Below are 17,681 nucleotides of genomic sequence, written 5' to 3'. Positions count from 1 at the left end.
CGTCATTATAGAAATCAAGGTACAGGATCATGCCCGTGGCCGCCCCAGGGATTGCAACGTGCAATTCGTTTCAAAGCCATCCACCCACCTTTGAAGGGACCATATTTCAGAATCGCTTCCTTACCGTACTGAGAACAGGTAGGTGTATATCTACAATTAGCGCCTAAAAACGGTGAGATAAAAACTTGGTAGAAACGAATAATAGCCAAGAAAATAAAACTAAACAAGGGTCTAATCCCCTTTTTCCAAATAAACTTCAGCACATTCATCCTGCAATTTTTTCAGCATTTTATTCATTGCGGTGCTAAACACATCATACGCTAAGATCTGCTTGCCTACATATTGAATAGCTAGATACAAAGTTACATTATGTTTCAACAAAAACGGAATCAAATCATTCGATTTTTGTAAACGGTAACTCTCACGCATCATTCGTTTAATCGAATTGCGATCAACTGCTCTTTTGAACCTACGTTTGGATACGGAAATAATAGACTGACTTGAGGGAATATCGTCAGCCTCATTGTTTTTCTCGAAGATAAAAACAATTCTAAATGGATACAAGACAAAAGAAGAACCGCTTTTAAAAAGCGTATCAATACGCCTTTTCGCACATAACCGTTCTTCTTTTGTAAATGTATTTTTCATACGATGACTTAATCTTATTAGAAAAAGCTCTTATAAGCGGCCACCGATCCTTGTCAAAGATTAACCTTTGTGACGGTATTCGTCAGACACTGTAAGACGTTTTCTACCTTTAGCTCTACGTGAAGCTAATACTCTTCTACCGTTTGCAGAGCTCATGCGCTCTCTAAAACCGTGTTTGTTTCTTCTTTTTCTTTGCGATGGCTGAAATGTTCTTTTCATGACGCTATTATGCTAATTTGTTCTTACTTCAATTAATACAAAACTCCCCAAGAGGAATGCAAAAGTAAAGTTTATTTTAGACAAAAACAAACAATATTACGAACATTTAAAGTTAATGTAAAACGGATAAGCTAATTTATTCAGCTACAGCTTCAAAAAACAATTTTTCAACTACCGTAAAATAAAAATCAGCACAGTTTGACTGTGCTGATTTTTATAAATGAAGTATAAACCCTGCCCTATTTATTTTTCAGAATATCTCTGATCTCAGTCAAAAGCGTTTCTTCTTTTGTCGGTGCTGCAGGGGCCGCCGGAGCTGCTTCCTCTTTACGTTTCAACGAATTTAAAGCCTTAATAACACAAAAAATACAGAATGCTACAATTAAAAATTGAATAACCACATTAATAAAGTTTCCATAATTAATAGATACTTCAGCTTGTTTAGTCGCTTCATCAGCAGCTTTCAAAATCAATTTTTTGGATGAAAAATCAACACCCCCAGTTAAATAACCAATGGGTGGCATGATAATATCATCAACCAATGAGGTAACAATTTTACCAAAAGCTCCACCAATGACAACACCGACAGCTAGATCTACTACGCTGCCACGCATTGCAAACTCTTTAAACTCTTTTAAAAATCCCATATTTAAATTTTTTAGTCCATGAATTATGACAAAACTAATAATTGTCACATAAATCTAATTAAAATATGCTAATTTTTTATCGTTAAACTCATATTGTGCTATATTTTCTAACCCATGTCCTACTTTATAAAAAAGACATGTACCCCGCACCCCACTAATTTTTATTAACTTTAATTTCTTATATTTGCCCGTTAACTAGTAAAATATCAAGATATATTGTATATTGTTAGTACTTTATTTCATACAGTAATTAAAGCCCAGCATCAGATAGCATATCTATGAAAAAGATTCTTATAGCAGACGACCACGGCATTGTACGATTAGGAGCCTCCGTTATTATTAAAGAAACTCTTCAAAAAGCAGAAATATTCCAAGCTGAAACCTTTGACGAGGTTCTTGAAAAAATAAAGGTAGAGGATTTCGACCTATTATTATTGGACATTAATATGCCGGGAGGAAATAATATACGTGTCGTTGAGGAAATCCTTCAAATTCGGCCAAGCATTAAAATTTTGATTTTCTCATCTTATGACGAATCACTTTATGCTTTACGTTATATCGAAGCCGGAGCAGTAGGCTACCTAAACAAAACAACAGCTATGGCTGAACTTTCCAATGCTATTTTGGCTATTCAGGATAGAGGAAAGTATATGTCGAGCAACGTACAGGACCTATACATTCAGAAATTGACGCAGAGTAAGTCTGAGCTGACAAAACTAAATCCGTTGGCACGTTTGTCAAATAGAGAGGTGGACGTTGCTAAACAATTGATAAAGGGACTGGGGATTATTGAAGTATCTAGCTTGTTGGACTTAAGCCCTTCAACAGTGAGCACGTATAAAAGCAGAATCTTTGAAAAACTCAATGTTTCTAATATTCCTGAACTTATCGAACTGTTCAGAATACACTCCAACAACTAGTCATTTTGTTGGAGTGTATTTTTATCATACTAAATTAACTCATCCATCGTGACAACAGGAACATCTTTTACGTTCAGATCTTTTAAAGGTTGAGATTTCTTATAAGAATACCCCACCTCTGCTTCTAAATCCCATAGCATCGGTGCCAAAAAGTTAAGACAGGTTGTAAAACCTTGAACCGTTGCAGAAAAATCACCCGTGTCTTTCGAGTTTTTAGCTTCATTTTCGATCTCAAAGGGACCACTGAAACCACGCTCTTGCAATAAGTCAACAAACCCGCGCCAATCCATACTGTCAGATCCGCCAAAGCCTGGCAACATAGCTTCGTAATGATGTCTATCCCAGTCGTGGCCCGGTATACTTACATTCGCTTTTTTAGCCAATTCGGCGTCAACATGCTGCATGGGATACATCCCGCCCCAATCAATACGTGCAGCAGTCTGTAGATTACGCGTAGTCTTCACATGTATACGTTGTAAGCGCGTGATGTCCGTATTACGAATAACGTCTATTGGGTTTGTATTTTGCCAGACATCATGTGAAGGATCATAGATCTCACCATGAGCCTTACTTGGTATCATCGCATACATTAATTTACGAGCAGCAAGCACTGCTGGAAGATTGTTATAGGTAGAGCTATAACGTGATGAGCGCCATCCTTCCATTGGGCAGTTCTCATAAAGGATCGTTACACCTAAACTCTCTGCATAATTAACAATGGGCGCAAATACACGCTTGTATTCTTCAAGATTTTTCTGAAATCCATCAATTTGATTGCCCAATTCATGATTGTAGCCCACAAATGTCCCTACCTTAACGTTATTTGCATCACCTCCCAGCAAATGTGCAATACGGATCAATTTCAATAAATGATTTTGATTCTTCACTCGTTGCTCAGGATCTCCGCCAATCATATTTTCAAAAGCACCAAGCGAAAGTTTTAAATCAGCCTGATTGAACAGCTCAATGATTTCCCTCGCTTTTGCAGGAGTAAAATCATCATAATCCAAATGCGTTGCGGTATGATCTTCACGGGTACCATCTTTTCTAAACACACAAAGGTCTATCCCCCCTGCTCCGATTCTTTTGGTCGTCTGAATCAACTCTGGTAAGGATAATTTATCAAATGCAGAACTCATTACCCATACAGGGTTATTTAATTTTGTCGTCATAGCTTGTATAATTGTCTTATTTCGGTATTTAAAGATACTAAAAAAGCCATCCGATTGGATGGCTTTTTGTTATTTTATGGTGAATCAATTAGTCTACATTATCATGTAGGAAAGAATTGTTCGGTCTAATTTCAGTATTTCCGTCTTCAAAGGAAAGTGTAAAACGAGACACCTGAGATTGTGAAGAATGCGGTGTATCTTCCAATGACATTTGTTTCCGCTTATAAGCAGGCTCGTTTTCCAACTCATGTAGACCATTAGAAGATTTTAGTTTCATGCTCAATTCTTTAAGACGCAAGATGCGTTCTTTTGTACGAACCAGCTGATCTTCAAACGAAACTTGCTCTTCTTCTACCTGAGGGACTTCTACTTGCTCATTTGTTGTACTTGATGAAAATGTAGGTTTTTCCTCATATCCTGACGCAGAAGGAGCTGTGTAAGAATCAAACACTGTTGGCATCTGGAATTGAAACACTGACGGTGAGGTTTTCAACTGAAAATCACTATCTCCAAATGTAGTTTCCTCTTCATAACCACCATCAAAACCCAAATCATGACGTATTACCTGTGGTTCCTCAACAGCTACCTGTTGTTGTACCGCATTTCTGGGAGAAGTGAACAAGTCAGATTGCAAATTATTTGGAGTAGAAGTATTTGTAGAAGGTGCTGGTGTATCCACACGTTGAACCGGAGTTACGAAACTATTCGTAGCTGGAACTTCTCTTGGTGCTACCTGAGAAACAGGTTTGATAAAAGAATTAGCCGGTTCAGCAGTTAAGGGCATAGACACCTTTGTATTTTCACGTTCTTTATCACGTTCTTCAGATGTTTGAAAACCAGTGGCAATAATTGTTACTGACAATTCGTCTTCAAAATTCTCATCAATACAGTTACCCCAGATCAAATCTGCTGACAAACCAGCTTTTTCCTGAATGTAATCCGTAATGATCGCAACTTCATCCATAGTTACTTCTTTCGTTCCAGAAGTAATATTCAATAAAATATAGCGAGCACCTTCAATCTCATTGTCTTTCAACAATGGAGAAGCTAAGGCACCTTCCACTGCACGTAATGCACGATCTTCACCTTCGGCAACAGCATTTCCCATTATGGCAACACCACTATCGTTCATAACAGTGCGAACATCTTTAAAATCGACGTTTACATAACCAGGGATAGTTATTATTTCGGCGATACCTTTTGCCGCGGTAGTCAATATATCATCTGCTTTTGCAAAAGCCGCAGTCATGGTCAAATTACCAAAGATCTCACGAAGGCGGTCATTTGAGATCACAAGATAAGAGTCTACATATTTACGTAATTCCGAAAGTCCTTCCTCCGCTTGTGAACGACGGCGTTTACCTTCAAACGTAAAGGGCGTAGTTACAATCGCAACAGTTAAAATACCCAATTCTTTGGCAGCTTTCGCTAATACAGGACTAGCACCGGTACCAGTACCACCGCCCATACCAGCTGTAATAAACAACATCTTGGTATTGGTACCCAACATACGTTTGATATCTTCAATACTTTCGATCGCTGAATTTTCACCTACATCAGGATCTGCTCCTGCTCCCATTCCTTCGGTCAGACTTATCCCCAATTGAACTTTATTTGGGATCGGGCTCAATTCCAATGCTTGCGCATCAGTATTACACACGATAAAATCTACCCCACTAATTCCTTGTTTATACATGTGGTTTACGGCATTGCCGCCACCACCACCAACCCCAATAACCTTGATTATTGAAGATTGTTCTTTTAACATTTCAAACTGTATTGACATAACTTATCCCTATTTAACTTACAATGAAGATGATATCAAAACGAATCAAACCCACTATATGTAATGTAATAATAATATAATTTCAACAAAAGTTTTCCACATTTGTTAAATTGTGGAAAACTTCAACTATTGTGGAAAACTTACTTCTTATCTAAAAAACTTGCGTCATCGATTTCATTACCGTCTTTGATAAAACGTTTGAACCATGACAATAATCCTTGCTCCTTTTGTTGCTGTTCAGAAACTTCTTTTGTTGTCACCGTAGCGGCCTGCACTTTTTTAGATGGGGCGTGCATTTCTCTCCGGCTATCTTCCTCTTCCTCGTGCGACTGGATTCCCTTGATCAACAAGCCGATACTTGTTGCATACAACGGACTTTTCAATTCTTCAAACAACGGTTTTGGTAAAACCTCGTTCTTAGAAAGATATTCATTCGGAAATCCGATACGACAATCTATTCCAGTAATATATTCAACAAGTTGTACCAAATGTTTTAATTGAGCACCACCACCGGTAATCACAATACCACCGATCAGTTTATTTTCATATCCAGAAGATTTGATTTCATAATACACGTGCTCAATAATTTCCTCCATTCTAGCTTGGATGATATAAGCTAGGTTTTTAACAGAAATTTCTTTTGGTTCACGACCTTTTAATCCGGGCACGCAAATCACCTCATTTTCTTTGTTTTCATCAGCTAAAGCTGATCCAAAGCGAGTTTTCAACAATTCAGCTTGGGAACGCAAAACAGAACATCCCTGACGGATATCTTCTGTGACGATATTACCGCCTAAAGGAATCACGGCTGTGTGACGAATAATTCCTTCATGGAAGATGGCAACATCTGTGGTTCCACCACCGATATCTACTAATACAACACCAGCATTTTTTTCGTCTTCATCCAATACAGCTTCTGAAGACGCTAAAGGCTCGAGAATCAATTCAGCAACTTCCAGATTGGAATTATCAATACATTTTTTGATGTTTTTAATATCAGTTACACGTCCCGATATAATATGGAAATTTGCTTCAATACGACGCCCCGCCATACCGATAGGTTCGCGAATCCCCGGCTCGTTATCTACCGTAAATTCCTGTGGTAAAACATGTATAATTTCTTCTCCTGGAGGCAGTACCAGTTTATACATATCCGAAATCAGTCGTTCGATATCGCGTCGAATGATTTCGTCGTCACCATCGGTTTTGGTAAATATTCCACGGTGTTGAATACTTTTGATGTGTTGGCCAGCAATTCCCACATTCACCACTTTAATATCCACATTAGACTGCGCTTCGGCTATCTCAACAGCCTCTAAAATACTTCCCACAGTTTTCTGGATATTAGCAACTACTCCGCGGCTTACACCGGCAGAGTCCGCTTTCCCCACACCTAATAATTCAATTTTGTTTCCTGAGCTACGTCTCCCAACCGTAACACAAATTTTGGTAGTACCAATATCGAGTCCCACGATAATTGGGTTTTCTCTTTCAATTTCTGCTGCCTTTGAGTTCATAATTTCCTGTATTGTTGCTGTATTACTATAATGTATTATTTGCTACTTTTTTTTGTTTGATCGCCTGAAAAACTCCAGTTTCCTCGTTTTTCACAGATGATCTGACCTCCATATTTCACATTGACAACACCGTAAGCATTTATACCTACCTTTGGCATGATCTGCGTATAAAAGGTCTTTAATAATTCAAATTTTTGTTCCAATGAATCTGCCGATCCAACAATTAATTGCTGTGTCCCTACACGAGGTACAAGTTCAATATCCTTATCCGAGTTCACATATATCTGCACAACCTGATTACTCCATAATTCGTCATTTTTGATAAATTCAACGACCTTAACCAAATCTTTAACCAATGGTGTTGCTATGGTATCCAGTGCTTCATTATATCCTTCTGCGATATTCCCTGTTGCAACCATGATGTGCGGTATATACTTCAACGTTGTCGGTATCTTCAATCCTTTGGGGTCAACATAAAACTCCTTTCCATTTTTGTTGATGATCCGCATGACAGCCTCGCGCTGATTAATATTAATTCTGATCGTACCATCCATATCGGCATGTATACTGGCATCGGACACATAAGGTAATTTACGTAAGGTTTTTTCAACTTTCTGAAAGGGAATTCCATTGACTTTCTTTCCCACGAAACTACCATAGTTATGTTCTATTAACTTAGAGATATCCGCCTGATCAATAAAGGCTTCTGTACCTTCAATGACAATCTTAATATCTTTACAAACTTGCTGCTCATCACGTTTCCCCACAATAGTCATAATCACGACGACAACAATTACACCTATAAAAAATAGTGTAAAGTAGAGGACACGATTCCATTGTATGTTACGTAATTTTTTAAGCATGCTCTAAAATTGCCTGTAACGGTTTAACCAATTTGTCAATATCACCTGCCCCAACTGTAACAATCAGTTCCGGCTTTTCATCGCGTGCAAATTCCAAGACTTCTTCTGCAGTTACAAGCTGTTTTTCCGCTGCCGTAATTTTATCCAATAACCAACTCGAATTGATCCCTTCAATAGGAAGCTCCCGTGCAGGATAGATTTCCATTAACAACAGCTTGTCAGCCATGGACAATACCTCGGCGAAACCATCCACAAAATCCCGCGTACGCGTAAATAAATGCGGCTGAAAGACCACATTTAACTTTTTCGTAGGATACAATTTCCGCATCGAAGTTAAAAATGCACGCAGTTCCTCTGGATGGTGCGCATAATCATCAATATACACCGCTCCAGGTTTACGGACAATATATTCAAACCTTCTTTTCACGCCTTTAAATGTCGTCAACGCTTTCTTAATAGCTTCGTCTGCAATTCCAAGTAAACGGGCTACCGCAATCGCAGCTACCGCGTTTTCAACATTGTGGATACCAGGGATACCCAAATGAATATCATCTATTCGTCCGTTGGTATCTTGGTAATCAAAAAAGAACTCTCCATCGCGTACATGCACACTGGAAGCATATGCATCAGCGATTTCATGGCCTGAATAACTTATTTGCCCCTCAAACTCGAGGCCTTTTTTTATAATACGTGTACCTCCTTCAACAACTTTATCCAAGAACATTTGGAACGATTCAAGCAAATGGCTCCGATCGCCATAAATGTCCAGATGATCCGCATCAGAAGAAGTTACTATTGCGATATTGGGGTGAAGCGTCAGGAATGAACGATCAAACTCATCAGCCTCAACCACAACTGTATTATTATTTCCATAAAGCACATTGGTACCGTAGTTAGAACTGATTCCACCCAAAAAGGCCGAACAGTCGTAGCCCGAATCTTTCAATACATGTGCCACCATTGTAGAAGTTGTCGTTTTACCATGTGTACCAGCAACCGCTACTGTAAATCTACTTTCACTAATGATCCCCAAAACTTGAGATCGTTTATAGAGCGTATGTCCTTGTGATTCAAAAAAAGCTTTAATCTTCGAATCTTTAGGAATAGCCGGTGTAAAAATGACTAATGTCTCCGTCGTAGGTACGTTAAAAATAGCATCAATCGTATTGATATCATCCTGATAGGAGATCGCGATCCCTTCCTTGACTAAGGTTTTAGTCAGCTCAGTTTCTGTACGGTCATATCCATCCACCTCACAGCCCAAATGCTTAAAATAGCGTGCAAGGCCACTCATGCCTATACCACCTATTCCGATCAAGTAAACTTGTTTTATTGCATCTAGATTCATACTTCGTCTATTTTTTTTTAACCAATTTATACACCTCCTCGGCAATCTGCACATCAGCATTCAACTTACCGAGTTTTTTAATATTCCCACTTAATTGTGAGACATGATCTGCGTCTTTTAATAAAGTTAAAGCAGCAGGTATTAAGTCTCTTTGTGCATCACTATCCTTCACCAGTAATGCAGCACCTTTATTGACCAATGCCATTGCATTTTTGGTCTGATGATCTTCGGCCACATTGGGTGAAGGCACAAGGATAACAGGTTTTCCAACCACACAGAGCTCAGAGATGGTACCGGCTCCAGCACGGCTAATAATCAAATCTGCCGCAGCATAAGCATAATCCATGCGCTGAAGAAAGGCCAGCATCTTGATATTACCTGGAAGTTTACCTGTCAACTCCGCGTGTAGGTTTTCAACATAGAAACTACCGCATTGCCAAATCAGCTGCACTTCTTCCTCCTTTAGCTCATTCAGGTAAGCAACAACACTTTCATTTAATGTTTTAGCCCCCAAACTACCGCCAAGTACCAAAATTGTTTTTTTGTGTGGATCTAACGCAAAGAACGCTAAGGCCTCCTCTCTTTTTCCCGCTATCGCAATAGACTCGCGTCTTATTGGATTGCCGGTGAGCAATACTTTGTCCGCAGGAAAGAATTGCTCCATCCCCTCATAAGCCACACATATTTTTGCAGCCTTAGCACCAACTTTTTTGTTGGTTACACCAGCATAGGAATTCTGTTCTTGCACGACTGTTGGCACCTCCAGCTTATTGGCCATCATTAGCAATGGACCTGAAGCAAAACCACCTACCCCTACAGCCACATCCGGTCTAAAATCCTTAATTATGCTTTTTGCTTTATTTAAACTTTTCATAAGCTTAAACGGCAAAAAGATATTCTTCCACAGCTGCTTTCTATTGATTCCCTGAATGTCGAGTCCAACAATCTTATATCCTGCTGCGGGCACTTTATCCATTTCCATCCGGCCATTGGCACCCACAAATAGAATTTCATTTGCAGGATCCATTGCCTTCAACGCATTTGCAATTGAAATCGCCGGAAAGATATGTCCTCCGGTTCCACCACCACTGATAATTACGCGAATTGCCATGCTTAATTTATTATTATGCAGGAATAGATCCTATAACCACTTTTTTCGGTTTAGGCTTTTCATCCAGCTCTTCTTTACCTTTTAATTCTTCAATATTTCTACTCACACTCAGGATGATTCCCAAGGCGACACTCGTAAATAAAATCGAGGTTCCTCCCATACTCACTAGTGGAAGCGGAACCCCCGTTACTGGTCCCAATCCGACGGCAACAGCCATATTGGCCAAAGCCTGAATTGTCAAACTAAATCCCAAACCCGCAGCCAGAAAAGTACCAAAAGCTTTGGGACTCATCGTGACAATACGTATACATCGATACATAAATGCCAAATACAGAAATAGCAGAATCACCCCCCCGACTGTTCCATATTCTTCAATGATAATCGCGTAAATAAAATCGGAATAAGGGTGCGGCAACACATTACGTTGCACACTATTTCCCGGTCCTTTTCCAAAAAGCCCACCAGTTGCTATAGCAATTTTCGCATTGTTTGCCTGATAATTTTTATCATCCTGGAAGGATACCGTTTTATCCACTTTTTCAGTATGAAAAAAAGATTTTACCCGGCTGATATAAGTCGTTCTACGGGGACCAAAGAAGATAACCATCATAAGGAGCACCCCTCCGCCACAACAAACAATGGCAATCTGCTTAAAACTAATCCGTCCGATCAAGAGCAATAAAACACTCACGCCAAACAGCATCAATGCGGTAGATAGATTGGCCAAGGCAATCAGAATAAACACACCACACACCGACCCCATAATGGGTAAGAACGATTTTTTCACATCTTTGATCTCTTCCTGCTTCCGGGATAACATCCTTGCAAGAAAGACGATAAGTGACAACTTTGCTAAATCCGATGTTTGAAAGGTCAAACCTATACCAGGGATAGTCAACCAACGACTAGCTTCATTAACTTTACTTCCGAACAACAGCGTAAACAACAATAAAGGGATTGTAATACCCATCATTATTTTGGATATACCCGCATAATACCGATAATCTAACTTGTGAGAAAGATACATCAGGACAAAGCCTATGGCAATGATAGAGAAATGCTTTAACAGATACATTTCAGTCCCTTTCCCTTCTTTATAAGCCAAGGTACCCACCGAACTGTATACAGCCAAAAGTGACCATCCCGATAAGATAATCACAATGATCCATATCCATCGATCACCCTTCAATTTAGACATTATATTCTGTAGCATATCCTTCCTCCTCTTATTGGGTTACACCATTTATAATTCCATTACAGCAGCCTTAAATTTATCGCCACGATCTTCATAATTCTTAAACCAATCAAAACTAGCGCAAGCAGGAGACAATAAGACGGTGTCACCTTTTTGAGCTAAGTGGGACGACAATACCACGGCATCTTGCATGGAGGTACTGTTGACAATAATCTCCACATCTTGTTCAAATGCTTTATGAATTGCAGCCGTATCTTTTCCTAAACAAACGATAGCGCGCACCTTGTCTTTGACCAAATCAGCAAGCATACTGTAATCGTTTCCTTTATCCACGCCACCCAACAACAACACGATTGGTGTAGAGAAACTTTCCAAAGCATACCATACCGAATTTACATTCGTCGCCTTTGAATCGTTAATGTAATTTACACCGCCGATACAGGCTACATGTTCAAGGCGATGTGGAATATTCACATACGATCCCATACTTTCTCTCATCACTTGATTTCTCAATTCCTGCACTTTCGCAATTAACCCAGAAGCCATGCTATTATAAATATTATGCTTCCCCTGCAATGACAATTCCTCAGCTCTCATAGTGAATGTATCGTTATTTGGTGTATTAATAATTATTGTTTTGTTGGCATTTAAATAAGCCCCCAATTCAACAAGTTGTTCTTGTGTAAAAGGCAAATAGGTCCCTTTACTATGATGTCTTTCCAATCCTTTAACTGTTTCCGGATCGTCCAGGCAGTATATAAAATAATCCTTCTCCGTTTGATTCTGAATCATTCTGAATTTTGAATCCACATAATTTTCCATTTTATGGTCATAGCGATCCAAATGATCAGGAGTAATATTCAGTATAACAGCAACATCTGCTCTAAAATGGTACATATCGTCCAGCATAAAGCTCGATATTTCCAATACATAGCAATCGAACTGTTCTTTAGCCACCTGCAATGCAAAGCTTTTCCCGATATTACCTGCCAATCCGACGTTTAAACCGCCATGCTTAAGCATTTCATAAGTCAACATCGTCGTCGTAGACTTTCCGTTTGACCCTGTAATACAGATTAACTTTGCATCCGTATATTGCGCCGCAAATTCAATTTCTGCAATCACAGGTATATTCTTTGCTCTCAATGCAACGACCAATGGTACGGTCGCTGGAATACCAGGGCTTTTTACAACCAGTGCAGCATTCAAGATACGGCCTTCGTCATGTTGACCTTCTTCGAAAGCTATTCCCTCCGCTTTTAGTTGTTCCTTATAGTGGTCTGCAATAAGCCCTTTATCTGACACAAATACATCAAATCCCTTTTCTTTCCCAAGAATCGCCGTTCCAACACCGCTTTCGCCTGCCCCTAAAATGACCAAACTTCCAGATTGAGGATAATATGTTGTTGCAATATTTGACATCATTATCTAATTTTCAATGTTACAATAGTAAGAATGGCCAATATGATTCCTACAATAACAAAACGTGTTACAATTTTCGCTTCATGATACCCCTTCTTCTGAAAGTGATGGTGCAATGGTGACATCAAAAAGATCCGTCTACCCTCACCATATTTCTTCTTCGTGTATTTGAAATACGACACCTGAAGAATAACCGAAAGGTTTTCCAACAGAAACACACCACACAAAATTGGGATCAATAATTCTTTCCGGATCAAAATAGCAAAGGCAGCAATAATACCGCCGATCGCTAAACTTCCCGTATCACCCATAAAAACTTGAGCAGGATACGTATTATACCATAAGAAACCTACGCAAGCGCCAACAAATGCCCCAGCGAAAATCACGAGTTCTCCGGAATTGGGGATATACATAATATTGAGGTAATCTGAAAAGATCACGTTACCCGACACGTACGCTAAAATGGCTAAAGTAACACCAATGATAGCGGATGTACTCGTGGCTAAACCATCGATACCGTCCGTAATATTTGCGCCGTTTGAAACTGCCGTAACGATAAAAATAACAACAACTAAAAAGACGATAAAAGTCAGATAATCGCTCTGTAGTCCAAATATTTTAAACACCTTGGCATAATCAAACTCATTATTTTTATAAAACGGAATATTCGTCTTCGATGATTTTACGTTTTCAGCGTAGGTCTTCTCACCTGTACCTTCATTGATAACCACTTCAACAGGCTTGGTAGAGGTTGGTTTATCGACCCCTTTTCGAACTACGATATCTGGATGAAAGTACATCGTACAAGCAATTATTGCTCCCAAGCCAACTTGTCCAACAACTTTAAACTTACCAGCTAGGCCTTCTTTATTATGTCGAAAGACCTTGATATAATCATCTAAAAATCCAATTGCGCCCATCCAAAGTGTTGTCACAACCATGATAATCACATAGATATTCGTCAATTTAGCAAATAACAAGGTAGGGATAAGAATACCTGCAATAATGATGATCCCACCCATTGTCGGCGTACCAGCTTTCTTTTTTTCTCCTTCAAGCCCCAAATCACGAATTGTCTCTCCAACTTGCTTATTATGCAAGAATTGAATCAATTTTCCCCCAAAAACCGTGGTAATAATCAATGAAGCGATTACAGCCATAGATGTCCTAAAAGAGATGTATTGAAACAAACCTCCTCCAGGTATATGAATATATTCGCTAAGCCACGTAAAAAGATGGTATAACATATTTCTATTGTTCGTTAAATGTATTCTCTAAAACTTCTTTATCATCAAAATGATGTCTTACACCATTTATATCTTGATATTTCTCATGCCCTTTTCCTGCAACCAGGATAATATCCCCAGGATTAGCCAGCTGATATGCTGTCCTTATCGCTTCCTTACGATCAGCTATAGAAAGCGTCTTCGCCTTTTGGTCTGCTGCCACACCGGCTTCAATATCTTTAATAATCTGATAAGGATCTTCTGTACGCGGATTGTCGGACGTAATCAAAAATCGATCACTATAACGCAGAGCCGCTTCAGCCATTTCAGGTCGTTTAGTTTTGTCCCGATCGCCTCCGCATCCCAATACAGTAATAATTTTTTGTTCTGGACGTCGCAATGAACTGATGGTCTTCAATACATTTTCAACTGCGTCAGGAGTATGCGCATAGTCCACAATTCCAAAAACACCAGAAGTCGATTTCATCGTTTCAAACCGCCCCTCTGCCCCCTTCAAGGTACTGAGTGCGGTCAATACTTTCACCGTTTCCTGCTCAAGCAAGATAGCGGCACCATAAACCGCCAAAAGGTTATATGCGTTGAAATCGCCGATCAATTTTACCCATACTTCCTGTCCATCAACACTCATCAACATACCATCGAAATGGCTTTCAATCACCTTTGCTTTAAAATCCGCTCCAGAACGTAAGCCATAGCTTTTCCGATGTGCCACTGTATTTTGAAGCATGACCTGACCATTTCTATCGTCAGCATTCGTCAAAGCAAAAGCATTCGCATCCAGATCGTCAAAAAACTTCTTTTTCGCTTTAATATAGTTATCAAAAGTTTTATGGAAATCCAGGTGATCATGCGTAATGTTCGTGAATATTGCACCCGCAAACACCAAGCCTGCAATACGTTCCTGAACGACAGCATGCGAACTAACCTCCATAAACGCATAATCACAGCCATCATCAACCATATCCCGTAACAATTTATTCAATTGAATAGGGTCTGGTGTTGTATGCGTTGCTGGTATAATCTTTGTTCCAATTTGGTTTTGTACTGTAGATAATAAGCCTACATGGTAGCCTAGCTCAGTAAACAGCTGAAACAACAATGTGGCTACTGTCGTTTTACCATTCGTACCGGTCACCCCAACAAGTTTCAACTGCTCAGCAGGATTTTCGTAGAAATTAGCCGCAGCAACCCCTAAAGCATAAGCAGAATCAGCCACCAAGATATAAGCGACAGAGTCTAACGTCTCTTCGGGCAACTCCTCTACAATAACGGCTCTTGCTCCCGAGGTAATTGCCTTGTCTACAAACAAGTGACCATCTGTTTGAACACCCCGCACTGCGATAAACAAACTTCCCAACTCCACTTTTCTGGAATCAAAGCACAAAGAGTGCACATCAACCTCTTCGAGGTTCCCTACAACCTGCTGTACAGGGATAGCATGCAATACTTTTTTTAAATCCATCATTTACTTAAGTTCTAAATTTATCGCCGTTCCAAAAGGCAGTTTTTGCCCCGCAGCTAACGACTGTATTCCAACTCTTCCTTTTCCCGTCACGTGCGCCTTAAATCCGGCATTCTCCACAACATATAAAGCATCCATCAAACCCATGCCAACCACATTCGGAACAATTCCTTCTTTATATTTTAAATCCATAAATGGCACGCCTCGTGTAGAGGTATCCACCTCTCCTCGGCCAATTGTATCCCAATTCACGGTATTAATTCCCAACCTATCGTACACTTTTTTACTAGCTTCCTTCGAACCCTGCAAAGTCAATGGCATTCTTCCGCCTACATTGACCGCTTTAAACGTCTTTTTCCCCTCCATTTCCATATCGTTTGCATATACCATGTCTGCAAGCTCTTTAAACACGGGCCCTGCAATCGATGCACCATAGTATCCATTTCTCGGGTTACGGATTACCACAATAATGGAATATTTTGGATCCTCCGCAGGAAAATACCCCGCGAATGAAGATTGATATCGTCTGGCACCGTACCCTCTCGAACCATCAGCCATCTGTGCTGTACCTGTTTTACCACCAGAGCTATATAACGGACTAGCAACACTTCTACCTGTTCCTTCAGTCATAACACCTTCCATCATTCCCCTCACCTCTGCTAAAGCATGATCCGAAGCGATCTTTTCGTTAATCACTTTCGCTTGAAACGTTTGAATTGTATTTCCTAAATGCCGAATTTCCTTAACAAATAGCGGCGCTATCAACTTTCCGTTATTTGCGACAGCATTATAAAATGTCAACGTTTGCAATGGTGTAATTTTCATTTCATAGCCGTAAGCCATCTGTACCAACGATAACCCGCTCCAGCTTTTGCTTTTCGACGTTTTCACCAAAGGCACACCTTCTCCGGGAATCTGTAGATCGAGCGTCTTACCAAAACCAAAAGAATGTAGCTTTGATGTAAACTGATCCGGGTTATCCTTATAAGCTTGATATACAAACTTCGTAACACCCACATTCGACGACTCCTCAAAAGCCCTTTTCGCTGAAATTATAGACTTCTTAGGCGCATGTGAATCACGAATCGTATGCTTATAAATTGGCCAGTTACCATTACCAATATTCACAGTTGTACTCGAGTCTATTTTCTTATCATCAATCAAAGCCAGATAAGAAGCTAACTTAAATGTTGAACCTGGATCTGCACTTTGTGCTATTGCAAGATTGAACTTTTCACGGTAGACTCCGTCTTTATCGCGCATAAAATTAGCCACCGCACGCACCTCGCCTGTTTTCACCTCCATCATCACAACACAGCCCTCATCCGCATTACTCGTAATCATCTGCTTCTCCAGAGCCCTTTGCGCCATATCCTGCATATTCACATCAATAGTAGAGATAATATCAGACCCATCAACCGGGGCAACCTCAATATCTTTGTTAACAGGAATCCATACCCCACCAGCAATACGCTGCATTAACCTCTTTCCGCTTCTTCCGTCGATATATTCGCCATATGCCCCTTCCAAACCAACATGAATATTTTCTTTCACATTTTTATAACCGATGGTTCTCGCAGCGAGATTGACAAAAGGTAAAATACGCTTATTCTGCCTATCTGTAATCAAACAACTTGGAAAACGTTCTTTATTGACACGTGCAGATTTAAGTAAAGGGAATTGTTTTACCCGCTTTAAATCTTGGTGTGACACATTACGTTTGAGCAACAAGTAGCGCTGCTTTTTATTCCGTGCCTGTTTTAATAATGTCAAATACTGCCGAGATGATTTATCTTTAAAAAAATCAGCAAGTTTAATAGCCAAGGAGTCAACTTTCAAATTGAAATACTCTTCATCTTCTTCGGGAATCGCCATTGCATCAAAACGAAGCTCATATTCAGGCACCGAAGTAGCCAATAAGCTTCCGTCATTTGAATAAATATTACCACGAGCAGCTTCCACCTCCCGTTCCTGAATAGAAAGGCTATCCGCTAAAGCTTTCCAATGCTCTCCATCGACATACTGCAACTTGGCCATTTTTCCAAATACCAAAAACGCAAGTAGTACGATAAGCCCAAAAGCAAAATAGACACGCACAAGAATCGTATTTCTGATACTCATAAC

At 39.8% G+C, this 17,681-nt stretch carries 16 protein-coding genes; 1 reads left to right on the top strand and 15 read right to left on the bottom strand.

The genetic code is table 11. The features are described from left to right. Positions 1 to 14: 14 nt before the first annotated feature. The 4 genes from yidD to mscL all read right to left on the bottom strand — a co-directional run bounded on the left by yidD (position 15) and on the right by mscL (position 1,514). Positions 15 to 269, bottom strand: a complete 255-nt coding sequence (gene yidD, locus B3297_RS10740) for a membrane protein insertion efficiency factor YidD (protein ID WP_083295891.1) — start codon at positions 267 to 269, stop codon at positions 15 to 17. Beyond that, the gene (locus B3297_RS10735) at positions 232 to 648 is read right to left on the bottom strand and encodes a ribonuclease P protein component (protein WP_070564971.1); all 417 of its coding nucleotides are present in this window, start codon (positions 646 to 648) and stop codon (positions 232 to 234) included. Before B3297_RS10735 ends, yidD begins: the two co-directional genes overlap by 38 nt. A 60-nt stretch (positions 649 to 708) precedes the next feature. Beyond that, a complete protein-coding gene (gene rpmH / locus B3297_RS10730) occupies positions 709 to 867 on the bottom strand; it encodes a 50S ribosomal protein L34 (RefSeq protein WP_075991291.1) in 159 nt (52 codons plus the stop codon). Between the two features lie 239 nt (positions 868 to 1,106). Further along, the gene (mscL, locus tag B3297_RS10725) at positions 1,107 to 1,514 is read right to left on the bottom strand and encodes a large-conductance mechanosensitive channel protein MscL (RefSeq protein ID WP_046673978.1); all 408 of its coding nucleotides are present in this window, start codon (positions 1,512 to 1,514) and stop codon (positions 1,107 to 1,109) included. 278 nt (positions 1,515 to 1,792) lie between these two features. Between mscL and B3297_RS10720 the strand changes: the two genes are divergently transcribed. Then, positions 1,793 to 2,434 (top strand): response regulator transcription factor, encoded by a 642-nt coding sequence (locus B3297_RS10720; protein ID WP_070564968.1) that lies wholly within the window; start codon positions 1,793 to 1,795, stop codon positions 2,432 to 2,434. A gap of 29 nt (positions 2,435 to 2,463) precedes the next feature. Here the strand turns inward: B3297_RS10720 and B3297_RS10715 are convergent, their stop codons facing one another. The 11 genes from B3297_RS10715 to B3297_RS10665 all read right to left on the bottom strand — a co-directional run bounded on the left by B3297_RS10715 (position 2,464) and on the right by B3297_RS10665 (position 17,678). Continuing rightward, entirely contained in the window at positions 2,464 to 3,606 is a 1,143-nt protein-coding gene (locus B3297_RS10715) for a sugar phosphate isomerase/epimerase family protein (protein ID WP_070564965.1), read from the bottom strand. A gap of 88 nt (positions 3,607 to 3,694) precedes the next feature. Beyond that, complete coding sequence (ftsZ, locus tag B3297_RS10710) at positions 3,695 to 5,392, bottom strand: cell division protein FtsZ (RefSeq protein WP_286727280.1); 1,698 nt, start codon at positions 5,390 to 5,392, stop codon at positions 3,695 to 3,697. A 140-nt stretch (positions 5,393 to 5,532) separates the two neighbouring features. Next, complete coding sequence (gene ftsA, locus B3297_RS10705) at positions 5,533 to 6,909, bottom strand: cell division protein FtsA (protein WP_070564959.1); 1,377 nt, start codon at positions 6,907 to 6,909, stop codon at positions 5,533 to 5,535. 35 nt (positions 6,910 to 6,944) lie between these two features. Next, positions 6,945 to 7,772, bottom strand: coding sequence for a cell division protein FtsQ/DivIB (locus B3297_RS10700; RefSeq protein ID WP_286778908.1), 828 nt, complete (start codon positions 7,770 to 7,772; stop codon positions 6,945 to 6,947). Beyond that, a complete protein-coding gene (gene murC / locus B3297_RS10695) occupies positions 7,765 to 9,120 on the bottom strand; it encodes a UDP-N-acetylmuramate--L-alanine ligase (protein ID WP_070564953.1) in 1,356 nt (451 codons plus the stop codon). Before murC ends, B3297_RS10700 begins: the two co-directional genes overlap by 8 nt. A 7-nt stretch (positions 9,121 to 9,127) precedes the next feature. Continuing rightward, positions 9,128 to 10,231, bottom strand: coding sequence for an undecaprenyldiphospho-muramoylpentapeptide beta-N-acetylglucosaminyltransferase (gene murG, locus B3297_RS10690; RefSeq protein ID WP_070564950.1), 1,104 nt, complete (start codon positions 10,229 to 10,231; stop codon positions 9,128 to 9,130). 13 nt (positions 10,232 to 10,244) lie between these two features. Beyond that, positions 10,245 to 11,444, bottom strand: coding sequence for an FtsW/RodA/SpoVE family cell cycle protein (locus tag B3297_RS10685; RefSeq protein WP_046673971.1), 1,200 nt, complete (start codon positions 11,442 to 11,444; stop codon positions 10,245 to 10,247). Between the two features lie 30 nt (positions 11,445 to 11,474). After that, a complete protein-coding gene (gene murD, locus B3297_RS10680) occupies positions 11,475 to 12,848 on the bottom strand; it encodes a UDP-N-acetylmuramoyl-L-alanine--D-glutamate ligase (RefSeq protein WP_286778918.1) in 1,374 nt (457 codons plus the stop codon). 2 nt (positions 12,849 to 12,850) lie between these two features. Beyond that, positions 12,851 to 14,095, bottom strand: coding sequence for a phospho-N-acetylmuramoyl-pentapeptide-transferase (gene mraY / locus B3297_RS10675; protein ID WP_070564943.1), 1,245 nt, complete (start codon positions 14,093 to 14,095; stop codon positions 12,851 to 12,853). 4 nt (positions 14,096 to 14,099) lie between these two features. After that, on the bottom strand, positions 14,100 to 15,560 hold the full coding sequence (locus tag B3297_RS10670) for a UDP-N-acetylmuramoyl-L-alanyl-D-glutamate--2,6-diaminopimelate ligase (RefSeq protein ID WP_070564941.1): 1,461 nt from the start codon (positions 15,558 to 15,560) through the stop codon (positions 14,100 to 14,102). Continuing rightward, positions 15,561 to 17,678 carry a penicillin-binding protein gene (locus B3297_RS10665; RefSeq protein ID WP_286776690.1) on the bottom strand — a complete coding sequence of 706 codons (2,118 nt, stop codon included), beginning with the start codon at positions 17,676 to 17,678 and terminating at the stop codon, positions 15,561 to 15,563. Between the last annotated feature and the right edge of the window lie 3 nt (positions 17,679 to 17,681).

Source organism: Sphingobacterium sp. UBA3519, from assembly GCF_002377215.1.
GTDB classification, from domain to species: domain Bacteria; phylum Bacteroidota; class Bacteroidia; order Sphingobacteriales; family Sphingobacteriaceae; genus Sphingobacterium; species Sphingobacterium multivorum.
The sequence above is the reverse complement of the archived record's forward strand: the minus strand, read 5'-3'. Positions and strand labels throughout refer to the sequence as shown.